The sequence below is a fragment of the Prevotella sp. C0026C3 genome (assembly GCF_056590795.1).
Genome location: NZ_JBWPWW010000001.1, coordinates 208,859 through 223,662 on the forward strand (window position 1 = coordinate 208,859; position 14,804 = coordinate 223,662).

The window sequence follows — 14,804 nt, forward strand, 5'->3', positions numbered from 1 at the left end:
TGTAACCGAATTTCCTAACCAAACATAGAAAAGAAAATGAAAAATATATTCAAAACGATTCTTTACGCTCTTGCTGTCGGATGCTCATTGACGGCTTGTAGCGACTGGACCGATACTGAAACACAAAACCCGACCGACCTTACCAAGAATATTAGGACGGAAGCTTATTATACACAACTGCGCGACTTCAAAAAGAGCGACCATCCTTTATCAATGGGATGGTTTGGTGGTTGGGCTGGTAGAAACGCCTCTTTGAAAACCTCACTAAGCGGCTTACCCGACAGTCTTGACTTCGTTTCACTGTGGGGAAATTGGAAAAACCTATCACAGGAACAAAAAGACGATTTGAAATACGTACAAGAAACCAAGGGTACCAAGGTGCTTATATGCTGGCAGGTGCATGATATTGGAGACCAGCTGACACCTGATGCGCCCGAAGGTTGGGCAGAAAAGAATCCCGGTAAGATTTACCGCCATGAATATTGGCACTGGGGTAACAACAAAGAAGAGAACCTAAAGGCCGTAGAGGCGTATGCCAAAGCCATTCTCGATACTATTCGCACCTACAATTATGACGGTTTTGATCTCGACGCGGAGCCATTTATCAAACAAATAGGTTTTGAAGCTAACGAAGAATTGTGGCATGATTTGGACTACATCCATAAATTTGTAGAAGTATTGGCTACCGAGTTGGGTCCCCAGTCGGGCACAGACAAACTGTTGGTTATCGATGGTATGCCCGAAGGATTGAAGAAACCGGAAATGGAAAAGTATTTTAACTATTTCATTCTGCAGGCCTATCACAACAAAAATTCTGGTTATCGCCGTGTAAACGACATCCAAACTCGCTTCGATGCGCAGTATGATCATTTCAAAGATGTGCTTTCTCCTGAGGCACTATGCAAGAAAATCATCATTACAGAAAACTTTGAAGATGGCCAAAACATCACTGCCTACCGCTATATTATGGCTGAAGGTATTGAGCATCAGCACGATTATGAGGGTTTGGTACCAAACTCTATGATGACTTGGCAGACCACCAGTCAAGATCGTTGGGGACGGACTTACACCTTGAGCGATACAGAAAAGCGTTGGGTATCACGCAGTATCATCACCTACGCTATGTGGAATCCCACCATCAACGGTAAGGTTTGTCCTAAAGGTGGTATCGGAACTTTCCATATGGAGTACGAATATGACAAGGACGGCACTATCAATACCTATCCAAACCTACGTACTGCCATCCAGCTACAAAACCCCAACAAAAAATAAACAACAGATTAAAAGGAATACATAATATGCAACGATATAAAAGTACTATCGCAATGGCGCTGACCGGAATAGCCTTGATGGGCTTCAGCGCATGCAACGATGCAGAATATTCTCCGTTGGAACGTCAGGCTTTCTTTGCCGAGACAAAGACCAATGCGAATATAGCACAGAAGATTACCGTGGAGGATGACGGCACTCCTGTAACCTTCCATGTACAGCTTTCATCTCCTGCTGAGGGAGACACCCATTTTGGCGTGGAGTTCGACGAAGCTGCCTTGAAGAAGTATAATGAAGATAATTTCACCAATTATGAACTCTTACCAGCATCAGGCTATGATATGCCGATAAAGGAAGTCACTCTGAAAGAAGGCGAAAGTTTATCGGGCGACATTGGCATTCATGTCAATCCTTTCACAGAAGAGCAGAAAGCCAAGGCTAAGAAGTTTGCTTTGCCCCTGAAACTGGTAAGCAAAGACGGCAAGCAAGCGGTGCTTAATTCCGGAGGATCCATGATACTATTATTCGATAAGGTCGTACGTCAGGATGTACCTACATACAATGCGCATGTTCCTTTCCAGTTTAAGATGAAGGAAGACTTCAACTCTACCCAATGGACAGTGGAATTCTGTGTGAACATCGACCGCTTAGGTGAGAAGGTTGGCGAAATGAACAATCAACAGTTACTTTGTGGTTGGGGTAACAGCAGTGAAGACGGAGAAATCTTCTCACGCTTCGGTGATGCGCCTATCGAGGGTAATCGAATGAATATTAAGGCACAGGGTGGCCAGCTCAATAGCAATACACAGTTTGCTGCAGGCAAATGGTATCATGTGGCTATCGTAAGCAATGGCAGCTCTCTGAAGCTTTATGTCAATGGTGTTCTTGACAAATCGGAGGCTGTTTCCGGCAAACCTGTACACATCAAAGCCGATAACTGGTGGTTTGGTAACCACGACGGCGAACGCTTCCAGTATCTAAAGGCTAATGTGAAAGTGAGCGAATTGCGCATTTGGTCAAAAGCACTTTCTCAGCCACAGATTGCCAATAACATGTATGGTACCGACTTAACAGCTGAAGGTCTCTATGCTTACTTCAAGCTCAACGAGGGTGTTGGCAACGATTTCAAGGACGCTCGCGAAGGCAATGAGAACAAGGGAGCCAAATCAGCTTCTAGCGATGGCGACGTAGAATGGACTAAAAATGTTCGTATCGATGGTAAAGAAAAGTAGACAATAATCTCTAACGACAATCTAAAATGAAAAAGAATATATTTAAATCCGCTCTTCTGGCTGTGTCGACAGTATTATTGTTGACAGCCTGCGAGAGCGATCCGGAAGTGGGAAGCACGCTCTATCCTTCAATGACAGACGCATCTACCCCCGTAGCCTATATTGACAATCACTCTTATGTGCCAAAAAATATTCAAGCAAACATCTTCGTGCAAAAGGGTACATCGACGGAACTTGACACCGATGGTTGCGAACTGAAGTTTAAAATACACCTTACTATAGCTAGCAACAAAGACTTGGTCTTCAATCTGAAACAAGATAATGCAAAGATTCCACAGGCTTATGCCGAGAGTCATGAGGCACTGAAGGAAGATGCTTTCACTGTAGCAAAAGGCACTGTGACGATCAAAGCCGGCAAACTAGAGTCGGAAGATGAATTTGATATCAAGTTGGACGCAGCCTCTAAAAGCCTGATTGGAGTAGAAGATGGCAAAAAGATGATGGCAGCCTTCACTGTAGAAGCGCCTACCGAGGTGACTCTCAGTGAGAAATACAATGCTTATTGCTGGGAAGTAAGCAAGAAAATATTCTGGGTAAATCCCAAGGGATCGACCAAGGGTATGGAACAACTCGACGTTAACACCTATGATGTGAATGCCGCTAGCTACGGTAATATCGGCCCAAATTTAAGCGATGGTAAAGATGATTCCTATCAACAATATATGGTAAGCAATTCATCTACATCTTATTTAAAAATAGATTTGAAGAAAGAAACCGATATCAAGGCCTTGCAACTGACCCCTTGCGGTTCCTCATTCTTCGGTGATCTCAACGAATTATTTGTTCGCGAGATAGAGATTTTCGGTTCTACTGCTGACAAAGGCTTATTCCAAATGACTGATGCCGACATGGTACAACTAGGTGTAGCCACATGTCCCGCCATGCCCAAAGGACCAAATGATAAATGGGATATTGTATTCTATGGTCCACAGAAAGTTCGCCATATATGGGTAAGAATGGTATCGGCTTTTTCAGATAGCAGTTCCGCTTTTATCAACGAATTGAGAATCTTTAAATAAAAAGTTTGAAAGACAAAAAGGTAATTATGATTATTATAAATAAAGATTGTTGATTTCGGGTAATCATCTCTGGTTTTAAGGTAGAGGGCATATCTATATGATATGCCCTCCTTTTATTTTTTTACTATTCAGACTATTGGTTTATACTTGGGAACCAATAGTTTTATCATTGTCCAACCTATCAGATAGGCCACGGCGCAGATACAAAAGACTATCATATAGCCGCCCGGCTTACCTTCAAAACCCATAAAACGGAAAGCCGAACCTTGCTCCGCTGCATAGGTAAAGAGCAAGCCGGAACCCTTATTCAACATAAAGCTGCTCACGCCACCAGCCATCGAGCCAATACCGGTAATCGTCGCTATAGTCGATTTAGGGAACATATCGCCAATTGTAGAATATAGATTGGCCGACCAAGCTTGATGCCCTGCTCCTAGCAATCCTATGATGATAGCAGCCCACCAAGCACTCATCGTACCCATAGGTTGCGCCAATAATCCCAAAACAGGGAAACAAGCAAATATCAGCATGGCCCGCATGCGACCGGCATAAGGATTCATCCCCTTCTTATCTACAAAGTAAGTAGGCAGATAACCACCCCCGATACTGAGCACGGTACAGATGGCATAGAGTGTAAAAACGAGCGCAATACCCATCGATGAGTCCGAAGTATAACCATATTGGTCGGAGAAATAGGCCGGCGCCCAAAACAGAAAGAACCACCAGACACCATCAGTTGAGAATTTACCAACAAAGAATGCCCACGTTTGACGATAGGTAAAGCACTTCCAAAAGCCAATAGGTTTCTCGCTTGTCTGCACACTTTGTGTTGCGCTAGGGAGCGTCTCATCATCTTGTTCTATATAAGTCAGCTCGGCTTTATTCACATATTGATTGCTTCGGGGCTTATCATAAAGCCATATCCACAGCCCCATCCACACGAACCCAAGCATACCGATGATGACAAAAGCCATCTCCCACCCCCACGCACGAGCCAGCAATGGGATGGTAGCCGGAGCTGCCAACGCCCCTACAGAGGCTCCACTATTGAAGATGGAAGTAGCAAAAGCCCGGTCTTTCTTAGGAAAATACTCTGCCGTCACCTTGATAGCAGCCGGAAAATTCCCCCCTTCGCCGACAGCAAGAACGAGTCTACAGGCTAGAAACAACCACACACTGACAGTAGCCAAAGCCACCGCCGCATCGCTTCCATACTGTATAAGAGCCAACTCTTCCATGCTATTATACCCTTCAATGTGCATGGCCAGCCAACCACAACCGGCATGAAGGATAGCTCCGGTAGACCAAACAAGAATAGCAATGAGATACCCTCTCTTCGTTCCCAACCAGTCTATGAGCTTTCCGGCAAATAGGTTTGCAATGGCATAAAAGATAGAAAAACAACCGGTAATGGTACCGTAGTCATTATCGGTCCAATGAAATTCGGGAGCAATAAAGTCTTTCCAAGTGAGCGATAACACTTGGCGATCTAAATAATTTACTGTTGTTGCCAAGAACAGCAAGGCACAGATGACCCAACGAAAGTTAGACATCCGGCCTGTTTTCTGTTGCTTCATATTATTAAGGTTTTAATTATATCGTGTTTAACAAGTAGCTATTATCTTTCAAAAAAGCCCTATCAGTCTTGGAAGTAGATACGCTTCACTCGTAGACTGATACCGGTAAGCACCTCATAGGGGATAGTATCAAGCACATCGCTCAGCACCGTTACCGGCAGATGATCACCGAATATCTCGACAGTATCGCCTTCCTTGCAGTCTATTCCCGTCACATCTATCATCGCTACATCCATACAAATGTTGCCGACATAGTATGCTTTCTGCCCGTTGACAAGGCAATAACCATGTCGATTGCCCAAGTGACGATTCAAACCATCAGCATATCCGATAGGGATAGCAGCTATCACACTGTCTTTCTCTAACGTTCCCTTACGGCTATAGCCCACCGTTTCATCGGCCGGAACATGGCGTAGCTGTAGTATTGTGGTCCTCAGTGTGCTCACATTGTTAATGGTTGCGTTGTCACGAGAGTTGATTCCGTAGAGCCCTAGTCCCAATCTACACATGTCGAGTTGACGGTTCGGGAAGTGAATAATGCCTGCCGAATTATCTATATGTCGCAAAATCTTATGCTCAAAAGCATCTTGCAACTGCTTGCTACCTTCTTCAAAGAGAGCAAATTGAGCAGCAGAGAAACTATCAAAGTCATCACTATCCGACCCAACGAAGTGCGAAAACACCGACCGAGGGATAATAGCATTTTGGTGTTTTAGGCGATCTATGAGACGCGGCATGTCTTCACGAGGATTAAACCCCAGCCGATGCATACCGGTATCGAGTTTGATATGTACGGGATAACCGGTGATACCTTCTTTCTCAGCAGCCTTGATGAGTGCTTCCAACAGGCGGAAACTATAGACTTCGGGCTCTAAATCATAATCAAACATGGTCTTGAACGCCGACATCTCCGGGTTCATGATCATGATATTGCTCGTGATTCCATTCTTGCGGAGCGTCACTCCCTCATCGGCAACAGCCACGGCCAGATAGTCCACACGATGGTCTTGCAATGTCTTAGCTATCTCCACACTCCCCGCTCCATACGCATCGGCCTTAATCATGCACACAAGTTTGGTCTCCGGACGCATGAATGAACGATACCAATTCAAGTTGTTCACCACCGCATTCAGGTTTACTTCCAAGATAGTCTCATGCACTTTCTGCACCAAGAGTTCCGTCAATTGGTCGAAACCAAATTGGCGTGCACCTTTCAACAGAATCACTTCGTCGCGCAAACCATGGAACACATCACTGTGAATAAATTCTTCGACATTCTCAAAGAAATACTTTTCGCCCACAGCTATCACATCCGCCTGCTGCAACAACTGCGGACCAATACCGATAAACTTCTGTACACCACGCTCCACAGCCATGTTCGACACCTCTTGATAAAGCAACTTGGGCTGTTCACCACTTTGGAATATATCGCTCAGAATCAAAGTTCGGCGACGCCCTTGATGGTCTGGTCGACGATTCATAAAGTCGAGTGCTATGTCGAGTGAGTTTATATCCGAGTTGTAGCTATCATTAATAAGCGTGCAACCATGCTGTCCTTGTTTCACTTCCAAGCGCATAGCCACCGGTTCGAGAGCCGCCATCCGCAGATTCAAATCCTCCTTTGACACACCAAGCAGTAAAGCCACAGCTGCCGAAGTGACACTGTTAGCCACCGAAGCGTCGTCGATGAAAGGCAGTTCATACTCTCCTTGCTCCGTGCCATGGAACACATACGATACACGAGTAGTAGTCTCTCCTTTCTCCACCTTATTTATATAGAGGGCAGCCTGCGGATTCTTCATGCTCCAATCAGTCTTCTCACCCTTATATTCTGATTCCGCCAAGCAACGCACAACGATGTCGTCGTCTGAACAATAAACCACATTCTGCGCATCATGGAACAACTTCAACTTCTCCATGCACTTCTCTTCCATCGACGAGAAATTCTCTTGATGAGCCAATCCCAAACTGGTGAGCACCCCGATAGTAGGCTGAATAATATCGCCCAAAGCCAACATCTCGCCCGGCAAACTAATACCTGCTTCAAAGATACCTACTTGTGTCTGTTCATTCATCAACCATACCGAGAGTGGGACACCTATCTGCGAGTTGTAACTACGGGGACTACGTGTCGTCATTAGTTGTGGAGATACCAGTTGGTAGAGCCACTCCTTCACCATCGTTTTACCATTGCTACCAGTAATTCCGACGATAGGAATATTAAATTCATCGCGATGACGCTCGGCCAAACGCTGCAAAGCTTCCAATGAGTTGACCACTTTCAAGAAGTTAGCATCAGCATATTGCTGTGCAAAATCATGCGGTACATGTTCTACAACAAAGTTGCGAACACCGCGACGATATAATTCCGGGATATAATGATGTCCGTCGTTACGCACGGACTTCAATGCAAAAAACAAAGTTTCTTCAGGGAAACAGAGTGAACGACTATCGGTTAAAACGAATCCGATGTTTGCTTCATGTTCTCCAAAACGACGCGCACCTATCAGTGTGGTTACTTTTTCAATAGTATATGTCATCGTATGATGTGTTGAATGTCTTGTATACAGCTACCATTAAAGGCAACTTAGCTTTTGCAAAGATAATGCAAATGAGCGCAATGAGAATTTATTCTCAAATTGCCGAGTGCAGCTTATCTTATGCAAAGATAATGCTATTCAAAGACAAATGAAAATTTATCATTGATTTGTTGACACCAAGTTTATTCCTCAACATTGGTCAGTCGGTTAGTAATAACCTACATGGTTGTCACACTTCCTTTGCCAAAAGGGCAAAAAAAAATTGATTATCATCACGACAACCAATCTTTTATTAACCTTAATAATCTAATACCATGAAAAACACGATGCAAAGATATATGGTTTTTGTATACGTTCCAAATATTTCATGGCATTTTCTTCTATATATAACACCTTTTTGATTTAAATCAATTTATTTCAATCTAAATCGGCACATATACTGCTCTGAAGAGCTAACCTGCTTACCGTCTTTTCGGGCGGGTGTCCACTTAGGCATCAGACTCACTACCCTTATCGCTTCATTTACAAGCGCTTTGCGAGCCTGAGCAAGTTGTTCTTCATTTGCACCAGCCGTACCATTCTCACCGGCATCAGCTTTTTTATACCCTATTATAATCATATCGTTCTGCAAAATTGCTTTTTGTGTTGGGACATAAACCCCCTTCACATCTACAAGACTACCATCATCCCCTACCGTAAAAGTAACCTGCACATTACCTTCTACGCCATTATCTCTAGCAACAATAGGATATTTGAGATGCATGGCCAAAAACTTCATCATTTCATCATGGCCTCCCATATATTCCGCCTTGGATTTCTGTTCATCAGAAACAACACACTGAACCACATCTTCCACCTTTTTTGCTTTCACCAGTTTGCGCATTTTTGTTTTCTTCTGTCCATCGGTAAAGTCCGATAACGTAGTTTTTCCACCTCTCTCCATATTCTGGAAGTCATTTGAAACCATTCCTTTACTCATACTTTGTGACTCACCAACAAGCTTATCTACTTGTTGATTCAATTCTGGAGTGGCAAAAGCACTGAGTGCAATCGATGCCACCAACACTACGTACAAACCTTTTGTACGCATCCATGGGTTAGATTTCTTACGTAACATCATTGTAATTCTTTTTGTTAATAGACTGTGATTAAAACTATTTGCAAAGGCATAAGGACTTGTCCCCACTGCCTTACGAATCAATAAATACTGGTATCGGGAACCCTCTATACCACCGGCAAGCACCGCATCATCGGCCTCATACTCGTGTACATCGCGTAAAGAAGTACCCATAATCCACGCCAAGGGATTAAACCATTGTACCGTTTGCACCAAATTCAACAGCAGTATGTCCCATGAATGGTACGCACGCACGTGTCCGCGCTCATGGCATAAAATCGCATCGGCATCATTCTCATAATCAGCCTGACTGATAACGATACTGTTAAACCAACTGAAAGGAGACACATCATCGGCATGGCAGAACAGTCGGATACCGTCTTTCACTTCGGTCCAAAGTACACCTTGATGTATTTTTCGATAGAGCATGCCCAACTGGAACATCTTAATAAGCAGAGTTATCGCAACACCGATTATATATAGATAGCCAATTATACCCCACCAATTGACAGACACCGATGTGGGCAATCCTACCGTATTTCCAGCATCAGTAGACTCTACCACCACTCCACTCCCCGACTCCAGATACACACTGACGGCATAATCGCCCCACGAGATAGCCGGGATATTAACCCAAGGAAGCACCAAGGAGAGTAACATCACAAGGATAAGCATCAATCGATTGAATCGAAAGAACGACTCCTTCTTCAAGAGCAACATGTACGGAATGTACATCAGGCTCAAATAAACCACAGATTTAATGACGTAGATCAGCATCTTTAATCATCTGAAGTAATTTCTCTATCTCACTAACACTAATCTTTTCTTCGCGTACGAAGAAGTTGACCAAAGAACCAACCGACCCACCAAAGAAGTCGGTCGTCACTTCATCCATCACTCGCGAGGTGTACTCTTCTTGACTAAGCAGCGGCTTGTAATACAAAGCTTTGCCCATATCGAGACGCTTCGACTCTGATAAATACCCCTTGGCTGTCAATATTTTCAAGAATGTAGCAACCGTTGTGTATGCCGGTTTAGGCTCTGTATACCTCGCCAATATATCTTTCACGGTAGCTTCATCCCCTATTTGCCAAAGTATCTTCATCACATCCATCTCGCTTTTCGTCAAGACCGGATATTCTTTTTTACTTCTATTCATATCTACGAAAGTTTTAGTAATCACATCGCAAATATATACTAAACTTTTCGTAATTACTCTTTTACACTCTCAAAAACTGCCAAACATTAACTTCTATATTTAGTAATGCACCACCATATTTTTAGTAATTAACAAGTATATGAATGTTATAAACTCTATAACGCTTCACTTGAAGCTAGCTGCAAAGGTTCGGCAATATCGCTGCATCGCCTCTTCAGCAGTGCTGCCTAGCCCGCTGAGTTTAAAGGATTTGGCCGCATCGTGGATGTGACCTATCGTGAGAGACGCAAGTAAACAGGTGTGAACATCAAAACATAACCATCATGAAAACCCTTATCATATCACTGGCCTGCCTATCTCTTGCCCCCTCTTCCGTCATGGCACAGAATGGCAAGAGCACCATCACGGGCATCTGCCTGAACCACTACTACATCAATAGACACGGATCTCCCAACCATGGGATGCTCTATGTCCATTTTATTTTCATGCCATTGTCGAGGGTGCATAATACAATGGGGGACGAAGAGGAGAAAAGACCAAGGAGAAATAAGGAGGCGAGGCTGGTATGCACAGGTCTATATACCAACAGTGGGAACACTCGCTGTCGAATGTTCCCACTGGCGTATATAGCAGTTCTGCTATGATCAGATCTTAATATTTAAACTGCATAAAGTTTTTACGGATTGGGCGGATATACCCCTTGACTGCAGCGCCACGCCTTCTCTTATAGTCGGTAAAGTCTGTAGGTCCCAGATTTTCAGATTTACCTGTGAAGATACGATTTTGCTTAAACACAATAGCCTTTGCTGCACTTGTAGTATAATCCTTGGTAGGAGCGTAGAAATATCCGGCACCCATACTCTCGTCAAAAATAGTAGTTTTGACATGTCCATAGTCATACTGCTGATCCTTTGGATCTTCCATAAGGAGATAACGGTTCACTGTGTCATAATAATATTCGGTGAAGACACTACCTGGTTTACCATCATCATTGATCGCAATTATGTGCATCAGATCCTTCAAATCTTTATAGAATCCTTCGTAGAGTTGCATAAAGAGCGGGCCAAGATAGATGGCATCCACACAGAAGCTTTTGGTACCTAGGCCATCGTAATTACGCATATCGTATCTATAGAGACTAAAATACTTAGAACCCTTAGTCTGACTGCCAGCTTCAAAGAATCGCAAACCATAGACCACATCACGATTAGGATACTTGTCATCCTTTGGTAGACGGATATATGCCGATGAATATGGACGTTTAGTTCCGTCAGCAAACTCTAACGCCTCATTATCAAACTCGATCCAATTGTAATGATCATCCTCATGGTCAAAGTTTTTGACATGATCTTTATTACCGTTACCAATAAGCATAGCTGTCCACTGTTCGAAAGTAGGCATAGCCCATGTCTGCCACTTATTATTTTTTTGAATATCACCAACCCATGTCTGCGTATAACTTGCAGTTTTCCTAGCGTCCGGATTCTTTGTATTAGGATAGCCTGCAAACTCATGCTGTCCATTAGGAAATGCCGTACGGTACTCCTGCAAGTTGTTTTGTGCCATCATCTCTATTGGCATGACATCACGCTGTGGTATGACCAACGGGCACGTAACAAATTTACCAATATTGCTGGAAAGATGCTTACGTAGCACCTTAACAAGTAACCAGTTTACACCCGGAGCAATCTTGATATCTGGATTAAACTTGCTGTGCTTTTTTCGAAAGTTAAAGGGATCCATAATATCATCCAGTTCATTGTCTGAAGTCAAGACATACTTATACTGTTTCAGATTTTCCTTTTTTTCCTCAAGCTTAGCGATGGTATTGGCTACACCAGAAGGTTTAGCCTCCGTGTTGACACTCTCTACATAGAAACCTGTACTTGGAATTTTAGCATTGACAACATGAGACCATACAAAGATGGTACGTTTCTCCGTATCGTTTTTACCATGCAGCTCCGACTTCTTTCCATCCTCCATAGGATCCAAATGGAACAAAGAACCATTAGACCCGCTTAAGGATATCGAGTTGACCATCCATGTACCTGTTTTAGTTTTTTTTCCAGTATACTCCCATAGGTATTTCTTCTCATCAGAACCATAGTTGGGCAGCTTGCCCGGACTCAGGTCATAGGCTATCGTCTTGGCAAGCTCTGTCGACTGTATCTTTATGAGCATTGGATCAAGATGATACTTGGTCTTATTGGTGAGATCTATCTTGATGAGCAAGCCCTGTGCCTTAAACTTCATCGTCTCTGCCGACGACACCTTATTAGTCTGCACGATAGGGTTGAGCTTTGTCCATTTAGCAAGGAAAGGCACAGTACAATCGGCATTTTCAGGAGTATCCAGTTCTGAAAACTGTCCACCATCCTTTATAGCAATCACCATACCATCTACAGCAACCTTGTGAGTACCTGCGGCTGCATCTTTAGAGTAGGCACCGCCTACAATACCCATGACAGCCCATCTATCGCCTACGCGAACGGTCACACCCGGATTGGCAGGCGTGAGCTGCACGGTCTGGTCGCACACCATCTGCACAGGCTTCGCATTTCTTGAACCCGCATCTCCTTCAAGACTAGGCTCCGATCCTTCCTTCTTTTTAAACTCCAGCTGCCCATACATCTCCGTACCCTCTTCGAGCTCATCGGTATCTTTCTTAAAACGCATGAAGACACAGTTGGCCAACACGGTTTTTGCATCATCTACCTTGAAGAGAGGCACAAGTCCGTCAAACGACATATACACACCACCGGCACGGGTAGTTGCTGTGCTGCCTCCAGCCTGACCCTCAAGATGCACATGCATGGTGACGGGTTTTACCTCCGATGCTCCGGGCACTATCTCTTTCTTATTTGTTAGCTCGTCACTGCTACAGCTATAGAGCCCCATCGACAGGAGTCCGAGGACAGCTACAGCGATTATTTGTCTTACTTTCATAATAATAATAATATTGTTCTTCTTTTTCCTTACTCTCTGTGCCACTACCCACGATATATGTACGCAGGCATCACGTCCTACCAAGTTTCTCCTTCGTCAAAACCCTCAAGTTCTGAATTGACAGGCCTGGTTTCCTTTTTAGGCTCTGAACCTGCCAAAATAAAATGCTCCACATTCACATACATCGCTGTAAGTTGGGGAGATACATACTGCTTTTTTGTCATCATTTTAATATCCTCCTTAATTCCACAACACTATTATAAACCTTAATTCCGCAACACTATTATAAATTAAACTTTTTAAGTACCTGAGCAACAAAAAGTTACTCAGGATTTTGCCATGTCAGAATTTTCACTTATCTTAGTGTTGCTAAAAAACAAGAGAATCCGACGATAGACATGGCAAAGTTACAAATTAAATCTGAGAGACTCACTCCTTTTGTATGATTTTTTTAATCATGGAGCAATTTGACTCCACACTAGCAAGACCACAGAGGCTGCCACTGCCACCCAGCGAGACCAACGACGCGGCGAGGTAGCTACATCTTCTAGAGCGTCCTGCATCAATGCTTGCTGTCGACTCCACGCTTGTTCCGTACTAGCCGATACGATATGATTCCTCTCCCAATCCTTCTCCCACTGGCGGAATAGGCGACGATGGGCTTCGCTCTCATTGACGAAGGCCAACAGATGCGTTTCCTCCTCAGGAGTTATCGTTCCGTTGAAATAGCGAATGGCTAGTTGATTGATGTCAATATTGCTCTTCATGTTTCGGCCGTTTATATTTGTAACAACCCAACTTGCGTTTACCCACCCCCTCCATGAAATAAAAAATCAATTTTCCTGGAAATCTTATACCAACTAGTAAATTCGTTACGAGATATAATAGAAATTAAGAAAAACAACACAAAACTTTGCTCTCATCTTTTTCTTTCGTATTTTTGCATAGACAAACACACTGTACAGTGACTATATACAACGACAAAAACTATCTACCCGACCAACTGAACCAAAGTTCATCTGAAGTTTTTGAATATCTATTCAAGACCTATTACCCGCGTTTGCGCAATTACGCGCTACGCTTCGTCAGCGATAGTGACATTGTCGAAGACATACTACAGGAATCTTATCTCAAACTTTGGGAACGTCGCGGACAACTGCAACCCATCTCCATACAATCACTTCTATTCACCATTGTATGTAACGGTTGCCTGAACTATTTGGAGCACAAGGTGATAACCAGGCAGATGAAGGCCGAATACATGAAACAAAACAAACAGGAAAACGAGCGACTTTACCTCTTCGATTTTACCGACAATGCTGACCAACAACTTTTATGCGAAGAGTTGAAAGCACAAATCGACTCCGTATTCGAGAGCTTGCCCGAACGTTCAAAAGAGATTTTCTTGCTGAGCAGAAGGGAAAATCTAAAGAACAGAGAGATTGCCGAGCAGCTCGGTATCTCTATAAAATGGTGGAAAGACACATCAGTCGTGTGCTTCACACCCTCCATACCAGCTTGAAAGATATGGATTCACCCGACTTACCTATGCTCTTATTGTTATGGCTTGCTAGTCTATAAGAGAACCATCTAGTTTTCATCCTTCCGCTGCAAAGGCTCGGCAACATCGCTGCATCGCCTCTTCAGCAGTGCTGCCTAGCCCACTCAGCGATGTTGCCAAGCCACTGCAATGAATTCATTAACTGGCAAATAGGGCGACAAATAAGCAATCTAATGACCCATACACAGCTACATGGCGAGGCTATTAAAAAGTACAACAAATAGTAAACAAAACAACATAACAGTTTACCTTTATGGAAAACTAAATTCATACAATTTAAAATAAAGTTTTCCATTTTATTTTTCAACCAATTGAATATCATAG

The 14,804-nt window shown here is 43.5% G+C and carries 11 protein-coding genes; 4 read left to right on the top strand and 7 right to left on the bottom strand.

Going from position 1 to position 14,804, the window contains the following annotated elements; genetic code table 11:
• Positions 1-36: 36 nt before the first annotated feature.
• The 3 genes from AC1EK4_RS00810 to AC1EK4_RS00820 are packed head-to-tail and all read left to right on the top strand — an operon-like array spanning position 37 to position 3,580.
• The gene (locus AC1EK4_RS00810) at positions 37-1,272 is read left to right on the top strand and encodes a glycoside hydrolase family 18 (RefSeq protein WP_062434899.1); all 1,236 of its coding nucleotides are present in this window, start codon (positions 37-39) and stop codon (positions 1,270-1,272) included.
• Positions 1,273-1,298: 26 nt separating this feature from the next.
• Positions 1,299-2,501: a DUF1735 and LamG domain-containing protein gene (locus tag AC1EK4_RS00815; protein ID WP_082721747.1), complete on the top strand. Its 1,203-nt coding sequence runs from the start codon at positions 1,299-1,301 to the stop codon at positions 2,499-2,501.
• Positions 2,502-2,527: 26 nt separating this feature from the next.
• Entirely contained in the window at positions 2,528-3,580 is a 1,053-nt protein-coding gene (locus tag AC1EK4_RS00820) for a DUF1735 domain-containing protein (RefSeq protein ID WP_036899162.1), read from the top strand.
• A gap of 128 nt (positions 3,581-3,708) precedes the next feature.
• On the opposite strand, the gene AC1EK4_RS00825 is transcribed toward AC1EK4_RS00820, so the two are convergent.
• The 7 genes from AC1EK4_RS00825 to AC1EK4_RS00855 all read right to left on the bottom strand — a co-directional run bounded on the left by AC1EK4_RS00825 (position 3,709) and on the right by AC1EK4_RS00855 (position 13,686).
• Positions 3,709-5,157, bottom strand: a complete 1,449-nt coding sequence (locus AC1EK4_RS00825) for an MFS transporter (protein ID WP_036899165.1) — start codon at positions 5,155-5,157, stop codon at positions 3,709-3,711.
• Between the two features lie 62 nt (positions 5,158-5,219).
• Positions 5,220-7,697: a bifunctional UDP-N-acetylmuramoyl-tripeptide:D-alanyl-D-alanine ligase/alanine racemase gene (locus tag AC1EK4_RS00830; protein ID WP_036899169.1), complete on the bottom strand. Its 2,478-nt coding sequence runs from the start codon at positions 7,695-7,697 to the stop codon at positions 5,220-5,222.
• A gap of 412 nt (positions 7,698-8,109) precedes the next feature.
• On the bottom strand, positions 8,110-9,591 hold the full coding sequence (locus AC1EK4_RS00835; RefSeq protein ID WP_480356638.1) for a M56 family metallopeptidase: 1,482 nt from the start codon (positions 9,589-9,591) through the stop codon (positions 8,110-8,112).
• Positions 9,572-9,973, bottom strand: a complete 402-nt coding sequence (locus AC1EK4_RS00840) for a BlaI/MecI/CopY family transcriptional regulator (protein WP_480356639.1) — start codon at positions 9,971-9,973, stop codon at positions 9,572-9,574. The genes AC1EK4_RS00835 and AC1EK4_RS00840 overlap by 20 nt, the downstream gene beginning before the upstream one ends.
• Before the next feature lie 651 nt (positions 9,974-10,624).
• The gene (locus AC1EK4_RS00845) at positions 10,625-12,919 is read right to left on the bottom strand and encodes a hypothetical protein (protein ID WP_480356640.1); all 2,295 of its coding nucleotides are present in this window, start codon (positions 12,917-12,919) and stop codon (positions 10,625-10,627) included.
• 77 nt (positions 12,920-12,996) lie between these two features.
• Entirely contained in the window at positions 12,997-13,146 is a 150-nt protein-coding gene (locus AC1EK4_RS00850) for a hypothetical protein (protein ID WP_480356641.1), read from the bottom strand.
• A gap of 228 nt (positions 13,147-13,374) precedes the next feature.
• On the bottom strand, positions 13,375-13,686 hold the full coding sequence (locus AC1EK4_RS00855; RefSeq protein WP_480356642.1) for a hypothetical protein: 312 nt from the start codon (positions 13,684-13,686) through the stop codon (positions 13,375-13,377).
• Between the two features lie 197 nt (positions 13,687-13,883).
• On the opposite strand from AC1EK4_RS00855, the gene AC1EK4_RS00860 reads away from it, so the two are divergent.
• Positions 13,884-14,441 carry an RNA polymerase sigma-70 factor gene (locus AC1EK4_RS00860; protein WP_480356644.1) on the top strand — a complete coding sequence of 186 codons (558 nt, stop codon included), beginning with the start codon at positions 13,884-13,886 and terminating at the stop codon, positions 14,439-14,441.
• Positions 14,442-14,804: the final 363 nt, after the last annotated feature.

Excerpts from the sequence above, each read along its gene's own strand:
- AC1EK4_RS00850 (WP_480356641.1), bottom strand. The coding sequence starts at position 13,146 with ATGATGACAAAAAAGCAGTATGTATCTCCCCAACTTACAGCGATGTAT.
- AC1EK4_RS00840 (WP_480356639.1), bottom strand. The coding sequence starts at position 9,973 with ATGAATAGAAGTAAAAAAGAATATCCGGTCTTGACGAAAAGCGAGATG.
- AC1EK4_RS00825 (WP_036899165.1), bottom strand. The coding sequence starts at position 5,157 with ATGAAGCAACAGAAAACAGGCCGGATGTCTAACTTTCGTTGGGTCATC.
- AC1EK4_RS00815 (WP_082721747.1), top strand. The coding sequence starts at position 1,299 with ATGCAACGATATAAAAGTACTATCGCAATGGCGCTGACCGGAATAGCC.
- AC1EK4_RS00820 (WP_036899162.1), top strand. The coding sequence starts at position 2,528 with ATGAAAAAGAATATATTTAAATCCGCTCTTCTGGCTGTGTCGACAGTA.
- AC1EK4_RS00810 (WP_062434899.1), top strand. The coding sequence starts at position 37 with ATGAAAAATATATTCAAAACGATTCTTTACGCTCTTGCTGTCGGATGC.
- AC1EK4_RS00855 (WP_480356642.1), bottom strand. The coding sequence starts at position 13,686 with ATGAAGAGCAATATTGACATCAATCAACTAGCCATTCGCTATTTCAAC.
- AC1EK4_RS00835 (WP_480356638.1), bottom strand. The coding sequence starts at position 9,591 with ATGCTGATCTACGTCATTAAATCTGTGGTTTATTTGAGCCTGATGTAC.
- AC1EK4_RS00845 (WP_480356640.1), bottom strand. The coding sequence starts at position 12,919 with ATGAAAGTAAGACAAATAATCGCTGTAGCTGTCCTCGGACTCCTGTCG.
- AC1EK4_RS00830 (WP_036899169.1), bottom strand. The coding sequence starts at position 7,697 with ATGACATATACTATTGAAAAAGTAACCACACTGATAGGTGCGCGTCGT.